Origin of the sequence: Oceanospirillum maris DSM 6286 (genome assembly GCF_000422865.1) — a bacterium.
In the GTDB taxonomy this organism is placed as follows: domain Bacteria; phylum Pseudomonadota; class Gammaproteobacteria; order Pseudomonadales; family Halomonadaceae; genus Oceanospirillum; species Oceanospirillum maris.
Genome location: NZ_AUGW01000008.1, coordinates 19460 through 39015, shown reverse-complemented (window position 1 = coordinate 39015; position 19556 = coordinate 19460). Strand labels below are relative to the sequence as shown.

11 protein-coding genes are annotated in these 19556 nt (G+C 47.8%); 1 reads left to right on the top strand and 10 read right to left on the bottom strand.

The features are described from left to right. Positions 1-138: 138 nt before the first annotated feature. The 3 genes from G517_RS20995 to G517_RS0103070 form a co-directional block, all read right to left on the bottom strand. A complete protein-coding gene (locus G517_RS20995; protein ID WP_245543182.1) occupies positions 139-315 on the bottom strand; it encodes a hypothetical protein in 177 nt (58 codons plus the stop codon). A gap of 10 nt (positions 316-325) precedes the next feature. Further along, positions 326-949 carry a cation diffusion facilitator family transporter gene (locus tag G517_RS17565; RefSeq protein ID WP_245543181.1) on the bottom strand — a complete coding sequence of 208 codons (624 nt, stop codon included), beginning with the start codon at positions 947-949 and terminating at the stop codon, positions 326-328. Between the two features lie 132 nt (positions 950-1081). Then, complete coding sequence (locus G517_RS0103070) at positions 1082-2305, bottom strand: aspartate aminotransferase family protein (RefSeq protein WP_028303181.1); 1224 nt, start codon at positions 2303-2305, stop codon at positions 1082-1084. Between the two features lie 399 nt (positions 2306-2704). On the opposite strand from G517_RS0103070, the gene G517_RS0103065 reads away from it, so the two are divergent. Beyond that, a complete protein-coding gene (locus G517_RS0103065) occupies positions 2705-3775 on the top strand; it encodes a GlxA family transcriptional regulator (RefSeq protein WP_245543180.1) in 1071 nt (356 codons plus the stop codon). A 69-nt stretch (positions 3776-3844) separates the two neighbouring features. Here the strand turns inward: G517_RS0103065 and G517_RS0103060 are convergent, their stop codons facing one another. From G517_RS0103060 to recC, 7 genes are all read right to left on the bottom strand, one after another. Beyond that, positions 3845-6088 (bottom strand): methyl-accepting chemotaxis protein, encoded by a 2244-nt coding sequence (locus G517_RS0103060; RefSeq protein WP_028303179.1) that lies wholly within the window; start codon positions 6086-6088, stop codon positions 3845-3847. Between the two features lie 304 nt (positions 6089-6392). Further along, positions 6393-7526, bottom strand: a complete 1134-nt coding sequence (locus G517_RS0103055; RefSeq protein ID WP_211224228.1) for an alpha/beta hydrolase — start codon at positions 7524-7526, stop codon at positions 6393-6395. Positions 7527-7613: 87 nt separating this feature from the next. Then, positions 7614-7793, bottom strand: a complete 180-nt coding sequence (locus G517_RS0103050) for a hypothetical protein (protein ID WP_028303177.1) — start codon at positions 7791-7793, stop codon at positions 7614-7616. A 139-nt stretch (positions 7794-7932) separates the two neighbouring features. Beyond that, entirely contained in the window at positions 7933-9570 is a 1638-nt protein-coding gene (locus G517_RS0103045; protein WP_211224227.1) for a GMC family oxidoreductase, read from the bottom strand. A 53-nt stretch (positions 9571-9623) separates the two neighbouring features. Then, positions 9624-11780: an exodeoxyribonuclease V subunit alpha gene (gene recD / locus G517_RS0103040; protein ID WP_028303175.1), complete on the bottom strand. Its 2157-nt coding sequence runs from the start codon at positions 11778-11780 to the stop codon at positions 9624-9626. Beyond that, complete coding sequence (gene recB, locus G517_RS17560) at positions 11777-15811, bottom strand: exodeoxyribonuclease V subunit beta (protein ID WP_051205961.1); 4035 nt, start codon at positions 15809-15811, stop codon at positions 11777-11779. Before recB ends, recD begins: the two co-directional genes overlap by 4 nt. Continuing rightward, on the bottom strand, positions 15808-19509 hold the full coding sequence (recC, locus tag G517_RS17555; RefSeq protein WP_051205959.1) for an exodeoxyribonuclease V subunit gamma: 3702 nt from the start codon (positions 19507-19509) through the stop codon (positions 15808-15810). Before recC ends, recB begins: the two co-directional genes overlap by 4 nt. Between the last annotated feature and the right edge of the window lie 47 nt (positions 19510-19556).

Below are 19556 nucleotides of genomic sequence, written 5' to 3'. Positions count from 1 at the left end.
GCTCGTTCAGGCAGTAGAACAGAATTCGTAACCGACTGGGGTCGCCCAGCAGGCGGAAGGTTTCTGCCAGAATGGTGCTGTCCTGCAGGGACAGGGTGTCATGATGATGTGGTGTCGACATAGTCTCTAACTCCTCACTTAATGTTGATGCTGAAGTGAATGATCATGGTCGTGCTCATAGTTGTCGCCAGAAGGCTCCGATAAACTGCAAACACTGGAACTGCCTTCATTCCAGTCTACGGCGACGGTCACGTGTTCAATCCGGAACTTGTTTTTTAGCTCCTGCTCCACCGCCTGAGTGACCTCACGTGCCATGGCATCGCTCTCAGGACGCAAGCGCACGTCCCGGAGTCGCGTTGTCCGGTGCGCCTTCCAGCAGGATATACAGGGATTTCGCCAGCAACGCCCAGGCACTGCGCAGAATCAGCAGGGAGACCACCACCGACAGAATCGGGTCGATAGGTGTCCAGCCGGTAAAGTGAATAATCACCGCAGCGGCTACTGCGCCGATGGAACCTAACAGATCGCCCAGCACATGCAGCGCAGCACCCTTGATATTGACGTGTTCGCTGTCATCCCGGGGCAGAATCCAGAACACCAGAATATTGACCACAAGACCTGCAATCGCCACCGCCATCATAGGCCCAGCCAGTACTGGCTGAGGCTCGCTGAAGCGCTCCCAGGCTTCAAATAGAATCCAGCCGACAATCAAAAACAGAGTAATAGCATTGATAAAACCGGCAATCACTTCAAAATGCAGATAGCCAAAGGTGCGCTTGGTGTCGGCTGCTTTGCGGCCAAAGAGCCTGAGACCAGGCCACCGATCACCTCGACGATCATAAAGCTGAAAAATTAGAAAGAAAAAGAGCAGTATCTTGCACTCGTTAGCCCCGGAAACTTCCGGTGCATGGGAATGATGATAGTGCGAGTGATTATGAAAGCGGGGCATAAGTGACCCTTAACGCAAGGGGCGCTAAAACCCGATTAAGGCCATCAAAACAAACACAAAAAAACGGCCATGGGTTTTCACCCATGACCGTTTTAGCATTTTTAGCATTACCGCTTTATTCGGGCTAGATTCTTACGCCTCAGCAGCTTCCACTACCTTAGCAATGGCATCACCCAGCTTCGCCATACCTTCGCGGATATCCACTTCTGGGATAATCAGTGATGGGGCAAAACGAATCACGTTAGGGCCGGCGACCAGCATCATAAGGCCTTGCTCACGGGCTGCGGCTAAGAATTCACCCGCCTTGCCGTGCCATGCTTCGATCAGTTCTGCACCGATCAGCAGGCCGCTGCCACGGACTTCTTTGAAGATACCAAAGCGCTCATTCAATTTGTTCAGTTCTTCATTGAAAAGCGTATTACGGGTCGCAACGCCTGCCAGCACTTCCGGCGTGTTGATGATATCCAACACTTTCTCAGCGACCGCGCAAGCCAATGGATTACCACCGTAGGTGCTGCCGTGAGTACCAAAGCCCAGACTTGGAGCCACTTTATCGCTGCACAGCATCGCGCCGATTGGGAAGCCACCACCCAGAGATTTAGCCGTTGTCAGTACATCCGGCACAACGCCACTTTCCATATAGGCATACAGATGACCTGTACGGCCTACGCCGGTTTGCACTTCATCAAATACCAAGAGGGCATTGTGCTGGTCACATAACTCACGCACCCCTTTCAGGAATTCAGCATCACCTGGAATCACACCGCCTTCACCTTGGGTTGGCTCAAGCACGACTCCACAGGTTTTATCGGAGATTAGCGCTTTAAGTGAGTCCAGATTATTAAACTCAGCATGCTCAATAGCACCCGGAGCCGGTTCAAAACCTTCACGGTATTTTGGCTGACCGCCCACAGAAACGGTAAACAGCGTACGACCATGAAAACCCTGTTTGAAAGAGATAATCTCGTTCTTCTCGGCACCAAAGTTATCGTAAGAATACTTACGTACCAGTTTGAAAGCGGCTTCGTTAGCTTCCGCACCGGAGTTACAGAAGAAAACCTTGTCCGCAAAGGTCGCATCGGTCAGTTTTTTCGCTAAGCGCAGTGCTGGCTCGTTAGTGAATACGTTGCTCAAATGCCAAAGTTTATCCGCCTGTGCCTTTAGAACCGACACCAGTTCAGGATGACAATGCCCCAAGGCATTTACCGCAATGCCACCGGCAAAATCGATATATTCGTTGTTATCCTGATCCCATACGCGAGAACCTTCGCCGCGCACCGGCACCATCTGCTGCGGGTTGTAGTTCGGTACCATAACGTCATCAAACAGTGCGCGTGTAACCTGCTGTGTAGTCATATCAATCTTTACCTTGTTAACTCGAATGCCATAATCGAACGAGCTGTTTTATCATTTACGGCGCAGTCACTTTGAGGTTAATCCATGGCAACCAAGCACTGCGCTAAGTTATTTTAAAGCACGCTTTTAATATCCCGTGCCCTTTGGCTTAGTCTAAATAGGCTTAATCTAAACCGGCTATGCTCTTTCCAGATAAAACCAAAGAATCTGTTATTTACAGTATCGGCAAAAGCGCTTTGGGATAACATAGCCAGATTTGTTATAGAGCGACACAAACTTGCTCTAAGCTGACATTTCGTATTTTTCAGGCGGTCATCAATCGCGGAAACCGCTATTCTTAACCGATTCAAGCTCCCCAGAATTATTCTGTCTGAGACGAACATTCAGGAGACAAGCCCTTTGCAATCTAGCCAGTCAGGATCCACCGCTGGAGAATCAAGCAAACCAATAGGACAAACCGCCAAGGCAAAGCCAAAACGCTATGGTTTTTTATTGGTGCCAAACTACTCCTTAATCGCCTTTGCATCAGCGATTGAGCCGCTACGTATGGCAAACTGGATCACAGGTGACGAGCTCTATGAAACCACGCTAATCAGCCATGATGGCGAAGCGGTCGCCAGTAGCTTTGGTGTGCAAACCTTGGTCAATTACGGTCTGGATGATTTACCTGAACTGGATGCCATTTTTGTCTGTGGCGCAAGCCCTATTGCCAGAACCGGTAATGATGCCATTATCGCGTGGTTGCGTCAGCAGCGTAGTAATAAAATTGCTATCGGGGGAATCGGGACAGGTTCTTATATTCTGGCCTGTGCTGGGCTTTTAAACAACCATAAAGCGACGATTCACTGGTGGGATATCGACAGCCTGCGAGAAGATTTCCCCCATACCCAAGTTACGAATAATCTATTTGAAATCGACGACAAACGCTATACCTGTAGCGGTGGCACGGCGGCAATGGATATGATGTTATTTCTGATCCGCCAACAGCATGGTATGGAGTTAGCCGCGTCAATCTCGGAGCAGTTTGTTTGTGAGCGTATACGTACCGGCGATGACCCTCAACGTATCCCGCTGAAAACCCGAATTGGTGCCAGCCAACCTAAGCTAATCGAAGCGGTTCAGCTGATCGAAGCGAATATTGAAGAACCGTTAAGTGCGGATGACCTCGCTCGTCATGTGGGTGTTTCCCGTCGACATCTAGAACGACTATTTAAAAAACATCTGCAAACCGTACCCTCTAAATACTATCTGGAGCTGCGTTTAGAGCAGGCTCGAAAACTATTACGGCAAAGCGATAAACCGATTCTACAGGTAGGCTTAGCCTGTGGTTTTGCCAGTGCCTCTTATTTTAGCACCGCGTACCGCAATCATTACGGACTTACCCCGCGGGAAGAGCGTAAGCGATTGCAGGAGCAAGAAAGCTCTAGCCCATCCTACCCTGTTGTAACGCAGCGCTCCCAGCTAATCTAGAGATCGCGACTTAAGCGATGCCCTAGTGAAATGGTGCCTGAGCTAAATAAAACATCAGAATAAATCGCTTTACACTCGAAACTGTTGCGTCAGTTTTTTTAGTAGTTCGGCACTACGCGCCAAGGCGTCGCTCGCGGAAGAGATCTCTTTAATCGAAGTGCCCGTTTGGTTAGACAAAGTATGAATCTTAGCCACGTTCTGATTAATATCATCGGCTACTGCGTTTTGCTCTTCAGAGGCACTAGCCACCTGAAGCATCATACCGTTAACATCAGTAACCGTCTGGGCTACTTTTTCTAAACGAGATACCGTAAGCGTTGCCCGATTCGACACCTGTTCTGCCTGTGTCACACTGTCACCCATCACATGAAGGGCTTCATCGGACATTATTTGTAAGGTTTCAACAATAGCGGAAATCTGTGCGGTTTCTCTGCTGGTACTCTGGGCCAGCACCCTCACCTCATCCGCCACGACCGCAAAGCCACGGCCTTGCTCTCCTGCTCTGGCAGCTTCAATGGCTGCATTTAGCGCCAGCAAATTGGTTTGGTCAGCAATCTCTCGAATGGTGCTGACGACTTGAGAAATATCATGGGCATGCTGATCCAACTGCTCAATTTTTTCACGGGTTGAGTTAAGGCTAACCACAACATTTTGCATCTCTTGAACCGCCGAGCCGACATCGTTTACACAATGACTCAACTCATCTTTAGCATGTTGAGAGCTATTGGCTGCACTAACAGTATTACCTGTTACCTCACCCACCGATGCTGTCATTTCTTGCACCGCTGTGGCTACCTGAGAGGTGCTGTCATGCTGATGATGGATTAACTGGGACGTTGCTGCGGCAACCTGTGACAACTGTCCTGAGGCCGCTGCCTGTTCATGGGCTGCTGTTGCTATCTCGCCCACCACACCGTGCAGTTGACGACTCATCTCACGCATGGAGGCATAAACACTGTCCTCATGTCCTTGCTCAGTAAATGAATAAGTAAGATCGCCATGGGCAACACGATGGGCAATAGCAGCCATCTCCTGCGGCTCACCACCTAAAGGCCGAGTAATGCTGCGGGTGATAAAAAGGGCAACGGCCACAATAATTAACAGGGAAACCGCTAGAATACTGCCGATAAAAGCCACTTGTTTATCAACGGATGAAAACGCTTCACTTTGTTTAATCTCAGCCAAAATAAGCCAATCTAAGCCTTTAAAACCCAAGGGCGAAAAGGCGGACAAGACCATGTCACCGTTAAAATTTTCAACCAAATCAACACCTGACGCGCCCTGCTTTGCTCGTTCAACCGCTACGGTTTTTACCTGCCCCATTCCTGGCTTAGTAAAGGATGTCGCTACGCTATAGGCCTCAGGGTAAAGCGCAGAATCTGAGCGCATCAGTCCGTCGCTACCCACTAAAAAGGTTTCTCCTGATTCACCCATTCCGGTGCGCTCATTCATAATGCTATTTAGGCGAGCCAGTGGAAACTGAATAGCCAAAACGCTCACGATACGTCCGTTAGTATCAAATACTGGCTGAGCAACAAAAGCGGCTGGAGCCATATAGGAGGGTAAATACTGCGAGAAATCGATAAAGACAGGGGTATCACCAGCCTTATTTTTCAGTGCCGCACGATATGCTCTAGCCAAACCACTATGGGAGTAAGGCCCTGTATTTAGGGACGTGGCAAAGTCGATCTCTTTATAAACGCTATAAACGATATTGCCACTATCGGGGTCAATCAGAAAGATATCGTAAAACTCAAATTGCTGGCGCACTTTGCTTAAATAGGGATGAACCGTCCCATGGATTTGATCGTAACGGCTGCCAGTATCAGCACGAATCAATTTATCTTTCTGGCCTAATGGATTTGGGTTGTTACGAATATAAGTGTTTTGTAGCACCAGCTCTTCATTTGACAGGGGTTGTACTAGGGATTCTACTAAGGGAGGCTGTTCTCCACTAACCTGACGTTCTAGCTCAACCATAAAACCGGTTTGATATGATTGCTTAAGTTGCTGACGAATCCTAGACAGTTCATTATCGTCAAGATTACCAGCCACAAATGTAAAAGCGATACTCAGCTGGGCAGCATTAACGGCCACAAAGGGGTTCTCCGCAATCGCCATCACTTGATTTTCTATGGAGTGAAGGTAGCGTTGGACTGCTGACTTTTTAATCTCACGAATCGATTCTAACTGGCTTGCATTCGATACTTTAAGGGCTTCAGAGCTGGTATTAAGGCTTAGTCCACCGATAAGTAAAGCTGGAATAATTCCAGTCAAACACGTTAAGGCAAGCAGCCTCGTTTTAAGAGACATTTTGGTGATTCTCCCTGAATATAATCGATATTCCATTGTTGGATTCGCACAACTAAAGCGCACTCAAAAAAAACAATGCACCACTGTTGCGCCTTAGCTAACAGCAAAGCACTGTAAATGAGTCATTAAGTCGTGACTAAAGGGCTACAGGGGGGCAAGACAAACAAATGCAGCAAGCATCCTGCCAACTGGCTTTATTCTGAGAATAAAGCCAATCAGATAATGACAGTTTGATGGCTATTCAGTGATAGTTTAATGATGATTTGATGAGGATTTTTGATCCATAGGCAGATTAATGGACACTCTACGGATGATCCATAAAGCCGACGATATCCTGCACCATCTCATGGTAGTAAGGGTTCCATGTTAGTCGAGCATGTACTTTGTCTTTTTCCTGATAACCCCAAGCGGAATACCAAACGTCAGCACCCTGACGACAATTTAACTCCGCCTCATCTTCTTGGCCGTTATTACACTGCCGCTGAAGCCCGCTAACCCCGTAGAGTGGGTTTTCAGGGCTGAACAACAGACTCATATGAGAGCCATTGCTGATACGGTATTCAGGTAGCCTCATGGACCTTAGGGTCGATTTTAAGGTGGCATCGGGTGAAGCCTCACCAAACCATGTCAGCATTTTTGGCCCATTAAAGCGGGTTTTATAACGCTCAACCGCCAGCGGAGTATCCACCACGCTATCCGCTTCACTCAAGGCCATAAAAACGGGTATCGTCAAGGTATGCTCGTCTAGAAGAGCGATAACCCGCTCCGATGTTTGATAAAAAACACCCGCACCATTCATCGCTAAAGAATCATACTTCACCAGATTTTCTTCTAGGTCTTGATCTGCCCAATCGACAAAATATTTCACCCACGGGGCCAAGGCGACCATCTTACTTTTAGCCTTAAATGCAGGTGCAAACAGTAATAAGCCATCAACTTCTGGGTTCTCAATCGCCTCACTGGTGACTAGGTTTGCACCAGTGGAATAACCACCTAACCAAACGTCGTCATACTCAGCGGCCAATAACTGAGTGTGATGGTGAACCGCAGAAACCCAATCCTCAAGCTTAGGGATCATAAGATCCTCAGGCTTAGTGCCATGCCCTGCCAGCAAAATAGTGCGCACAACATAGCCTTTTTCAACCAAACTATCCGCAAGATCGTTAAAGGAATACGGCGAATCACTAAGCCCATGCACCAAAAGTACCGCTTTATTCGATGGCTGGTCAGGCTTGCGTTCAAAGGGGCTGTTTAATAACACCTCTTGTTCGGATTGGTCTGATATAAAGTGACGGTTAGCGCGAATCCATGCTTGAGTTTGTTCAACATACTCTGCAAACGTGCTCTGTTGGAATTCAGCTTGCGGTACGGGATCTTTGGCACAGGCGGTTAAAATAGGCAGTATAAAAAGCGCTAAAAGATAGGGTCTAAACATCATCGCGGTAGTGTTCCTTGGTCGACGTGTTGAAGGAATTCAAATAAAGACTAGAAGACAGCCACACCAAAAAAGCCGCCAGATACGACTTTACTCTTTCTCTAGGTCTCGGTGCGATTGATTAGCCTCTTGTCGAATCTGCTCTAATCGCTGTTTAGACTGCTGATCACGGGCAGCTTCAGCCCTAGCCTCTGCAGCAAAATTATTATTAGAATCAGATACACAGCCGGTAAGCGCTATAAAGAAAAAAATGGTTAAAAATCGAATCATGATAACTTCCTATCAATACGTTAAAGTCATATCTAACACGTTAAGGTCACATCTATTATTAATTTGGCAATACGTTCACTTCACCTATCATCCAAGTAGACCCGCCCTGAAAATCATCGATCGAGTGCCGATTAATGATTTAAGTTCCCACAATGATTTCCGCCGCTTTACTGGCAATCGCTAGCGTTGCAGCAGTCGTGTTACCACTAACCAGTGTTGGCATCACAGAGGCATCGACTACCCTTAAATTATCAATACCATGGACTTGAAGCGCTAAGTTAACGACGGCCTTATCATCTTGCCCCATTTTACAGGTACCTACGGGATGATAAATACTCTCTGCGTATTGGCGGATATAGGCTTCTTTATCCGCACGAGTTTGGCATATCTTACCCGGTAACCACTCTTTTCGGCCAAATCGAGCCATTTCAGGCTGATTAAGTAATTCTCTAGCGCTATCTAGTGCTCGAATCATACCCGCCATATCTTCAGGTTCGGCCAGATAACAGGGCTGTAACCGTGGGGCGTCTGCTGCGTTGCTGGATCTTAATCCAATATAGCCTCGGCTTTTGGGCCGTAATAAGCAAGCACGAAGTGTATAACCAAAATGGCGAAAAGTGGGTGTCAAATTGAGACCATGATTGACCTCAAGGGCTGGAATAAAATGGTGCTGTATATCTGGACGGGAATGATCAGTATCTGTGGCTAAAAAAGCACCGGCTTCAGCAAAGTTGGAGGTCAGCACACCGGTTCGATTTTGATAATCCAATACCCCCTTTAAACCCCTAGGCCAGAATAGAGGGTTAAGTGAAATACCTCTGCGCCCTTTTTCTAGCCAACTAACACTGATATCTAAGTGATCCTGTAGGTTTTGCCCTACGCCTTCAAGTTTATGGTGTACGTTAATACCTTGCTCGGCTAAAGCCTTTTCCGGCCCAATACCAGACAACATCAATATCTGAGGACTATGTAAAGCACCCGCAGCAAGGATTACTTCACCAGCGACAGGTAGATAAAGATCCAGTCCCGCTACTTGGTAATAAACACCACAAACTTGCTGCTTTCTGAGCTTAAGCCGTTGAACCTGCGCCTTGGTAATAACCGTTAAATTATCACGATGATAGGCCGGATCTAGAAAAGCTTTGGCACTACTGCAGCGGGAACCATTACGCTGCATAACATGATAAGCGCCAACACCGGCTTGTACTGCTCCATTAAAATCACCGTTAAGAGGCAAGCCAAACTGCTGACCGGCTATTAAATAAGCGGCAGAAAGAGGATTAAAGCAACGCAAGGCCTGCACATTTAGGGGGCCATTATCTCCATGCCAGAAATTAGCACCGGCTTCAAAGCTTTCCATACCTTTGAAATGCGGCAAAAGATCCTGATACCCCCAACGGATATTCCCATCATCACAGCCTAAAACATCAGCCCAATGATCAAAATCGGCTTGTTGGCCCCGGGTATAACACATTGCGTTAATTGAACTAGAGCCCCCTAGCGTTTTACCTCTAGGCCAAAACAACTGGCGCTGATTGAGTTCAGACTGAGGTTCTGTATACAGCGACCAGTTAAACCTTTTGCTGCGCATTAGCGCCAAAATACCCGCAGGGATATGTATCAAGGGATTACGATCAGAAGTACCTGCCTCAATAAGCGTTACTTGACAGCTTTTATCTCGACTCAACCGCTCAGCAAGTAGGCAACCAGCAGCACCACCTCCAACAATGACATAATCCATAATGGCTTCACCCAACTTATTTTTATTGTTAAACAAGCAGATTAGTCAAAGCCTATAGAAACATCAAACAGTTGTTTGAAAATGCAAACCTAAGTTAATAAACCACTGGCTCGATTGATACTCTGTTTTAACGCCATCTCTAATACGCCACGCTCAGGGGTAATCAAGGTGAAACGTTTTTTTGATCGGGTGATGCCGGTATAAAGCAGCTCTTTAGTGAGCACCGCATTAATTTTGTCCGGCAAAATAAGGGCGGTGTGCTCAAATTCTGAACCTTGGGATTTATGCACGGTCATCGCAAAAACCGTTTCTACACTTTGTAGACGGCTAGGCAATATCCAGCGAACCCCGCCTTTACTATCAGGAAAAGCAACGCGAAATCGACGAATACCTTGATTGTCAAAGGGCAGCTCCAAGCAAAGGCCGATATCACCATTCATCAATTTTAAGCTGTAGTCATTTTGCGTGACCAATACGGGGCGGCCCGAATACCACTGCTGCTCTGTAGAAGCGATTAACTGGCGATGTGCGAGTAGCTGTCGAATCTTAAGATTAAGTCCTTCAACACCAAAATCGCCTTGGCGAACGGCTGATAATAATTGGAATTTTTTATGCTGTTCAAACAACGTTAAGACCCAATCATCAAGCGTTTCTGGCGAGAGCTGAGGCAGCTCTTTTAACATCTGCAAATAAGGTTTGTAGCCGGTAATAATTTGCTGCTCGAAGGGTTTCCAGTCTCGCTCATCCTGATTCGATTGCAGCTCAATATGCTGTAGTTCCTCAGGGTATTGCTCAAAGTAATACGTTAAGCCCGATAGGCCTGATGCAAAAATCTCCTGCAGATTAACCCATTTGGCAAAATCCAGCAGCCCCTTCCCTTCAGAACGGTAGCAGTAGCGCAGCATCGTGGTCGCCTGACTAATGCGCTGAGCCAATGGCGAAAGCCATGCACTGTTGTTTGCCTGATTGCTGTTAGGATGATTGCTGTTTGACTGACAGCTGTCTGTAGCCTCATTCTTTTTAAACTGATAGCCATCATCTTTAAACCGATAGCGATCCTCAACCTGCTGCCCTGTAGCCTCCGTAATAAAAGCACAGGTTTCAGCGCTGTAATGCCCGTCTTCTGCCTGTTGGCAAAGGTCTCCCAGTACCGACCCAGCTTCTACCGAGGCGAGCTGATCTTTATCCCCTAGCAGAATAAGACGAGCATCAGGGCGCAAGGCCTCCATCAGCTTAGCCATCATCTCCACATCAACCATCGACGCTTCATCCACAACAACGATATCAGCCGGTAGTGGATTCGCTTTATTGTGCCGAAAATGCCGAGTATTGGGCAGGCTACCTAAAAGCCGGTGTAAGGTGCTCACCTCCGTTGGAATCGAAGGCTGCCATTGGGCCATTTGTTCTGGCGTTAAGCTATCGCTATGCAGGTTTAATTGCTGAACACTCCCTGCAATGGACTCATTTAATCGTGCAGCGGCTTTCCCTGTCGGTGCCGCTAAACGAATGATCAAAGGCGATAACCCCTCTGATAACTGCAATCCCTGCAATAGTGCCAGTAAACGTACCACCGTGGTGGTTTTCCCTGTGCCAGGGCCGCCGGTAATAATACTAAACCCGCTGCGAGCAGAAAGGCCACAGGCGATTTTCTGCCAATTGGGTGCCAGCAGATCGCTGCCGTCGCCAAAGATCGTATCCAGTAGCGCTAATGTCTGCGGTGGTAACGGAATAGTCTGTAATCTCTGCCCAATCCCTAAACGTACAACCTGTTCGTACTGCCAATAGCGATGAAGATAAAGCAACGGCTTATCCTTGCTTCCCGTAAGCACCATAGGCCTTGCGTTCGAGATATTTGGTACTCCGTTACCGTCGTTAAAATCTAGCGTGGTTATTGCCGGACACTGGCGCAGCCATTCAGCCCACAATGCAGGTGAAGGTATTTGAGCTTGTATCTCTGCTAACTCCCGCTTAATACGACTTGCCGCATCAAGATCACGGATATTTGATAACAATACTTGATCACCTGCGAGTACCTCCGCAAGATCCAAGCAAACATGACCGTGGGCGGTGCGTTCACTCACCAAAAGACAGGCTAGCCATTGGGCAGAGGATGTAAAACCGCCCACCTGTTGATCAATAAAACGAGCAAAGGCCAAATCCAAAGCTCTGATAGCCCCTTTATCAACCCAAAACTGCAGCCGCTCCTGTAGCTCTGCGAATATCTTTTGATGGCGCGAGGTTGTCATAGAGACGCTCCTTTCGAATCTTTACCCTGATCACTCCCCTTATGGACATCGGTAGAACCGGCAAAGAGCCTATCAAGCTGCTCAATTAAGGCCTTGGAAGGACGATCATAAAATAAACCCTGCCCTTGAGATTTCCATCCCCTAAGAAAGACATAAACCGCCCCACCGATATGGGTCTCATAATCGTAATCTGGCAGGCGAGCTTTTAACTGGCGATGCAAGGCTAAGGTGTAGAGTACGTATTGCAGGTCGTAGCGTTTTTTAAGAATCGCCTCCTGCATTTTTTCTACAGTGTAATCACTATCATCCTTGCCCAACTTGTTCGATTTCCAATCCACGACATAATAGCGGCCTTGATACTCCACCACTAAATCTATAAAGCCCTTCAGCATACCGTTGAGCCTATTCGGCTGAGCCATAGGCCGAGGTGCTTGATCCAAGGTCATCTCCCGCACCAAACGGTCTAAATGATGGCTAGACACATTTTGGCTGCTAAAAAGAAACTCCATTTCCACCATCATCTGCTTGGTTGATAAATCCGCCAAGCTGAGTGATTTTGGTACGGCTTGATCACCATCAGAATGATCCATATAGTGAGAAAACTGCCAAGTCATCGACATAAAGTCTTTTAACCACTGGCTTAATCCCTTAGCGTGATGGCCAATATTACGCAGCTGACATAAACGGTAAATATGATCATCACGAAGATCATCATCTTGGTAAACCGCATTAAAGCCTTTCAAAGGTTGTTTGCTGCCAACATTCAAAATACTACGCTGTTCAGCAGACCACTCAATCACATGGTGTAAAAAAGTCCCCCACTCTGCACCGCCCGGGAACTGATGCATAAACCGCTCTTCATCAACGGGCAGTATCGGTGTTTCCTTAGGCTCATCGGTCATCTCGCTGGCGGTCACCTCAAAAGCGGTTTCTACCTCATCTTGATCAAGCCCTTCGTTTCTTTGCTCAAGCCTTCCACTTTGTTGATCAAGTGCTACGGCATAGTCCGCAGGCTCGCTTAGTTTGCCAAATTTAATACTGGAATAGCTGGCGATCCACCAATCATTAAGACGGCCTAAACCCTCTGTTTTACGGGCATCTGTCAACGTGCTTAATTGAGCCGGTTGATAACAATCATCCGTAATAGCAGGGGGTTGCTCTAACCATGTGATCTGGTCGCAACCCTCCGCCAATGTTTGATAAGCTTCTAGCACTTGATCCGCTTCTTTAATTTTCTCACCACCATTTAACAGATACCCCATGGCGGAGCGTTCAACGTTGGGTGTTTTGCTATTGCCCTCTTTAAGCGCGCCAACACCAAGCCACAACAGATGACTGGCACGAGTCAGAGCCACATATAACAAGCGCATATCTTCGCTAAGCCGCTCTTGGTCGGCCAAATCCCAAGCCTCACCAAATACCTTATTATCTGAGATCTCTTTAAAATGATGGTGACCTGAGAGCCAATTAACAATGGATGTTTTACCATCAACAACCTTCCAGCTTCCCATAAAAGGCAACATAACCAAGGGGTACTCTAAACCTTTCGATTTATGGATGGTGATGACTTGAACCAAATCCGCATCGCTTTCTAGGCGCAAAATCTGTTGCTCATCTTGGGCAGCAATTTGTTCAGAAAAATGACGTATAAGCGCCTGATCACCCCGAAGCTCCACCGCTGCATGTTCCAGCCACTCAGCCAAGTGCAGCAAGTTCGTTAAGGCGCGTTCTCCATCGGGATTCGCTAATAGTCGCGCCGGTAGCTGGTAACGTTCCAGCAATTCACGCACAAGGGCGAGTATTCCTTGCTGATACCACACTTGACGCAAAGAGATAAAGGTGAGCATCTGCGCTTCCCAGCCCAGTTCATCCTCCCGCCAATGGGCTAGCTGCTCTAGGGGTAAATCTAACGTATTCGTACCCAGTGCCCCGCGGACTTTTTGCTCATTGGATGGCTCCGCACAGGCCTTTAACCAGATCAGCAAATCTTCGGCTTCTTGGCTGGCAAAAACCGATTCTCGATCAGACAAGTAAACACTGGCCACTTGGCGGCGGTGGAGCGCATCCCGTACCAATTTGGCTTCTTTTCCGGTACGTACCAAGACCGCAATATCTTTAGGCTGTAGCGCCGTTTCAAGCTGGCCATTCTCACCATCAACCGAAAACCCCGCTTGCTGATGCTGCCCATCATTAAGCCATGTAACGATCTGTGTGGCGGCAATCTCTGCAACTTGCTCTCGATAAGCGGTTTGAGCGATCAGGTTGCTACCGCTATCGTCACCTTCCGGTGAAGACGCGAGAGAATACACCGGAAATAGCGTTAGCGGTGCTACCGGCTGGCCTTGAACAATAAACTGATCCTGACGACCGGCCGCTTCCACTTCCACGTAGGGAATGGGGTTCTCCCCTGTTTCTGGCTTAAACCGAAAAGCGCCACGGGGGTGCTGTTCTGCATGCTGAAACAGATGATTGCAGGCCTTAACAATCCCCTCTGTCGATCGGAAGTTTTTTGCCAAGGTGTACTGTCGATGACCCGTGGCGCTACGGGCGGCTAGATAGGTATGAATATCCGCGCCACGAAAACTATAGATAGCCTGTTTAGGATCTCCGATCATAATTAGGGCAGAGGCAGGATTATTCTGTTCAACCTGATAGATGGCATCAAAAATTCCATATTGAATCGGGTCGGTATCCTGAAACTCATCAATTAAAGCCACAGGAAAGCTATTCACCAAGGCCTTAGCAAGATGCCGCCCTTGATCACCATCATTAAGAGCGCGCCAAAGCTGAGTTAGCAGATCATCAAAACTCATTTCCGCGCGCTGCTGCATACGTGCCGCAAACTCTGTTTTAACCCATTGATAGGCATGGGCTTGTAGAACCGCCTTTAACGGAAGATCAAGGTTGCCCTTAGCCTCTCCATAAAGGTCATCATCTGTACCGTAAAACAGTTCATTGGTGGCGTCGAAGGCGCGAAAGGCTTCAATCTCAACCTCTTTATTTTTCTTAAACGTGAAAGCCCCTGTAGCAAAGTTTTTCAGTTTGCTTGGGGCCTTATTTTCACCGCTGCCATCACTGCTGCCATTATCACTAGGACTGCCCTTGGCCCAGATATAGATTTCATCCAAAAGCGCTTTAAATGTCTCAGGTCGTGTGCTGCCATGGCGCGTTCCATTTAAGCGCTCTCGGATACTATTGAGGTAATCACAAATAGCATCCCAATCCTCTAACCATGCTTGTTTGGCAGCATTCTCTCGTTTGGCCTGTTGCTCTTTTTTCTCTTGCTCAGCGTGAAGTAACGCGACAACCTCATCAAACGACCTTATTTTCAGTGGTTGGCCGCCATAGCTGATGCCATCGTGCTGACTCTGTATTAGGTTATTTAAAGATGCCTGAAGATTTGCCGGAGCGTTAAAATGTGCCTGAACCAGCGCAACAGCACTCTCTTCAAGCCGGTAGAAGTGTTTACGCCAATAATCTTTTACGACTTCAGCGAGCAGCTCGCTTTGATCCGTGACCAACTCTCGATTAAACAGACCTCGGGTATCAAAGGCGTGTTCCACGAGCATACGATTACACCAACTGTGGATCGTCGAGATGCTGGCTTCATCCATCGATTCCGCTGCGATTTTTAATCGCCAAGCACAGCCAGGCCATTGCTCTGGGGGAAAGTCTGCTTTAAGTCGCTGCAATGGTTCATTATCACAATCCCCAAGAGTGGCCTGCTGAAAAACATCTACCGCTTCAACAAGGCGCGCTCGAATTCGGTCTCGTAACTCTTCGGCAGCGGCTTCTGTGAAGGTCACCACAAGAATCTCTTTCGGGGTTAATGCCCGTGTAAAGCCTGAGTGCTGATCCTTGAGTTCAGGCTCTAAAGTTGATTTTAAAGCCGGTTCTAACGCTTTGCCATGTCCCAGTATCAAGCGGGTATAAAGCAGAGCCAAGCTAAAGGTTTTCCCTGTACCGGCACTGGCCTCTATCAGTCGGCTACCTTTAAGCGGAAAGGTTAGAAAATCAAATACCTCACTCATTTCTCAACCTCCTCTTTATGGCAACTGGCTTTATGGCGACCGGCTTTACTGTCAGTCATATCTTGATCGCTGTTCGTCAGCTTCAGATTATCTAATATCGGTTGGTAAAGCGTTTGGCTGAGTTCGGCAAAACGACCGTCTGCAACAAGGGATTCAAAGTCCGGCCAAAGGCGGGCATAGCCTGGATGATCGGATATTTCACCGCCAACCTTATAAGCACCTTCATAGGTTGATGCCACATTCTTTGCCTCAAATAACGCTTTAAATGCGGTCTTACACGCTAATGGAATGGGCGCTTGCATCCCCGTCACCCAGCCTCGGGCCAGATCCAGTAACAGGTCTTTTGCCTGCCCAGATTCCATAGGGCTGAAACAAACCGGGGATTCACTTTTAGCCCCAAATAGATAGGTACGTGTGGGCTGACTCAACTGAGCGAGCAGATGCTCAGGCCAGAATTTGACCAGGTGATAGTACTTTTTCTCACCGGCTTTAAAGAGATTGCTCGGCTGAAGAATAATACGCACAGCCTCTTCGCTATCAGGGGCATCAGAAACGCTATGCTGAGATAAATCATTTTGATGTGCCTGATAGCAATCCAATACCTGTCCTTCCAAAGTAATATTAGGGGCCACTTCAAGCTGATACACAGGACTACTGATCGCAACGGGGAAAGCCTCTCGCAAGCTGGCATAGTACTGACACGGGGCGAGTAGATCGTCACGCAACCCTTCTTCTATCAGTGCCGCAAAGCTCCCTATGGGCAAGCTACCCGAACCGCGCAACCGATCAAACGCCTGCTGCAAATGTTGCTCTGCCGGTACGTTCGGTTCATTCACTTGCTGCTGCTTAAACTGCTCGACAATTTGGCTATGCAAATGCCATTGCCCTAAACCATCTAGGTTAAAGGTTTCATCATCTTCTGCGGTTTCCCCATCATCAAACCAGCTCACGCCAAGGCGCTGCTTATAAAAGCTTTTCAGAGGATGGCGCAAGAAATCTGCCAAATCTTTTAACGTAAGATTCGCCTCCATCGTTAGAGAGGGCATCGCCAGTACACCGGTGGAGTTAGGCTCTAGCGCATTATGAATCTGCCGCCATTCATTGGCGTAGGTAAAGAGCCTTTTGCTCTTCGCATCTGGCTTAAAATATTCACGACTAAAAGGTTGCAGTGGATGCTCTGTGGTAAGCGCCTGTATCAATGGCTGGCCATTGGATAAGCGCCAGCCCGCCTGCAGATAATCCCGTAACTGACCCACTAAAACAGAAGGTGGTTTAAAGGAGTTATCACGAATATTACGGCCAACCCAAGAGATCACCAATTTTTGCCGCACAGAGAGCAGGGCTTCCAAAAAGAGGTAACGGTCATCTTCACGGCGGGAGCGATCTCCGGGGCGATAATCATCGCCCATTAAATCGAAATCAGGTGTTTTCTGGCTACGAGGATAATCACTATCGTTCATACCCAGCATCCAGATCTGCTCAAAGGGTATCGCCCGCATCGGCATTAACGTGGCAAAGTTAACAGCACCCCCTAAGAATTTTTGGGTAAGCGTCGGCTGATCAATATTAGCCATTAACTCATCTCTGGCGACTTCAAGCGGTATAGATAAATCCTCGGCTTGCGCTAATTCACAGGCTTCCCGCCATGACTCTAAAGCTTTACGGATACTTTCAATCGCCCATAAATCACCTTTATCTTGGGCGGTAAAAAAAGCCTCGCACAACTGCGTTAATTCAACCTCCCAGTCTTTTGGGCTTTTCGGCTGCTGTAGGTTTATTCGCAGGGCCATAATGCGCTCAACCAGCAAAACCAAAGGCCCTAACAAGCCTGCCTCAAGGCCTGCAACTTCATCGTAGGGTTCAATATTCTGCCAAGGCGCCGTCTGCCCTGTGGCATAACCCAGTAACATTCTCTGTAAGCCAAATAGCCAAGTATTCTGCGCTTTAGCTTCGCCTAGACCAATCTCTTGTCGGTGCTCGCTATCCAGCCCCCAGCGAATGTTCGCTCCCTTAATCCATTGATGCAGGCGTACTAGGTTATCCGGCTCTAAACCAAAACGTGCCAACAGTGCTGGGGTATCTAATAGATCAAGTAATTCACTCACGCTAAAACGCGCATCCTTACTACCCAACAGGGTTTCAAAGGCGATCAAAAGGCTATTTCGGCCTCGCTGACTTTGATCTGACACATGAAACGGAATCTTGCGTTTGTCATACTTGCCATTAGCATCGGGGTGTTGATAACGACCAAACACCGCCTGAATATGAGGGGCGTAAACGTTGATATCCGGTACCATTACCAAAATATCCCGTGGATTTAGATGACCGTTTTTTTCAAATTCGTTGAGCAGTTGATCATGCAGAATCTCCATTTCCCGCTGGGGGCTATGGGCCACAATAAACTGTAAACTTTGATCCTCTTCAGGGTTAATCTGGTAATAAGCCTGCTCGCTCAACTGCTTACGTTCATCAAGGCTGCGCAGTTGGTAAATATCATCTTGTAGCTGCTTTAATAGCGGTAAAGTATGGGAACGGAGCAGAGATGAAGGATCATCGGATGATTCAAATAAGGGCGGCTCAAACAGATCAATGCTATTGAAGTAAGCCTTATACTGTTCTGGCTGATCGTTTTCATCCAGTAGATGCAGATAATCACGCCCCTGCTTACCCCAAGAGGCTAATAATGGATTCCCCTGTAGGTGTAGCTGATCAAGCGGCAACCCTTCCGGTAACTTACGTTCGCGGATGCGTGAGTACTGCTTTAACAGTGCCTTACCTTCTATAAGGTCCCCCCAGTAATGGGGGCTTGGGTTGTGGACAAAAAGTAAGACTTGAGAGAATTTAGCGATGCTTTGTAAAAACTCCAGCACGGTATAAGGCAGCGCAGAAATACCAAAGACAATCACCCGTTTAGGTAACTCTTCTGGCGCTTCCGTTAGCGCCTGGCAACGCTCAACAATTGCCCGGTGAACCGCCGCTCGACTTTTTAAGGCCCAGGTATCATTTTCTAGGCCAGCGCCATTAATTCCAGCACCGCTAGCGCCAGTATCAAGATCAACATCAGATACCTTAACCGAGGCTTGAATGGTTCGGGTTACTAGACGCCAAAGCTCTGGTTGCCAGCGTTGTTCCTCATCAATAGGCTGCTCAGGTGGCTCCTTGCCCAGTTTAATCAACACATCTTTGCCCTGATCCCATGCCGCTAGCCAGTCGGAACGGTATACCTGATATTGATCATATAAATCGGCGAGTTTTCCAGCGAGCTGATGGGTACGGCGCGGGTCCGCATCTTGCTGTAAAAAGCCTAGTAAAGGTGTCAGTATTTCAGGGTTTTCTACCGACTGCTTTAGCTGCTCAATATCAGAGAGCAGCTGATACAGCGTCCACGTTAAAGGGGCTTTATCAAAGGGTGATGCGGCGGGAATATCCGGTTGAAAATGACGGTAACCTTGCCATAGAAATCGCCCAGGCAACTGAACGTTCATCGCAGCAGCAATACCACAGCCACCGTTAACGTCATCCTGTGCCAGAGCCATCTTGAGCCACTGAGCAATGCCGTTACTTTGCACTAGAATTTGCTCATCTTCTAAGGGAGGTAGCGGATATCTTTTTATCCATCCGGTCATCACATCCCGTAATGCTTCAAGGTGATTCCCTTGAATCACCATCATGCCGGTAGGCCCATTCATCCCCGTCATATCGATCCCTTTTAATACTGATATGTTTATGCTACTAAAAAACGTGG

What these genes read in the sequence shown, in the direction of transcription:
- G517_RS20995 (WP_245543182.1), bottom strand. Translation starts at nt 315, where the DNA reads ATGGCACGTGAGGTCACTCAGGCGGTGGAGCAGGAGCTAAAAAACAAG.
- G517_RS17565 (WP_245543181.1), bottom strand. Translation starts at nt 949, where the DNA reads ATGCCCCGCTTTCATAATCACTCGCACTATCATCATTCCCATGCACCG.
- G517_RS0103070 (WP_028303181.1), bottom strand. Translation starts at nt 2,305, where the DNA reads ATGACTACACAGCAGGTTACACGCGCACTGTTTGATGACGTTATGGTA.
- G517_RS0103060 (WP_028303179.1), bottom strand. Translation starts at nt 6,088, where the DNA reads ATGTCTCTTAAAACGAGGCTGCTTGCCTTAACGTGTTTGACTGGAATT.
- G517_RS0103055 (WP_211224228.1), bottom strand. Translation starts at nt 7,526, where the DNA reads ATGATGTTTAGACCCTATCTTTTAGCGCTTTTTATACTGCCTATTTTA.
- G517_RS0103050 (WP_028303177.1), bottom strand. Translation starts at nt 7,793, where the DNA reads ATGATTCGATTTTTAACCATTTTTTTCTTTATAGCGCTTACCGGCTGT.
- recD (WP_028303175.1), bottom strand. Translation starts at nt 11,780, where the DNA reads ATGACAACCTCGCGCCATCAAAAGATATTCGCAGAGCTACAGGAGCGG.
- recB (WP_051205961.1), bottom strand. Translation starts at nt 15,811, where the DNA reads ATGAGTGAGGTATTTGATTTTCTAACCTTTCCGCTTAAAGGTAGCCGA.
- recC (WP_051205959.1), bottom strand. Translation starts at nt 19,509, where the DNA reads ATGACGGGGATGAATGGGCCTACCGGCATGATGGTGATTCAAGGGAAT.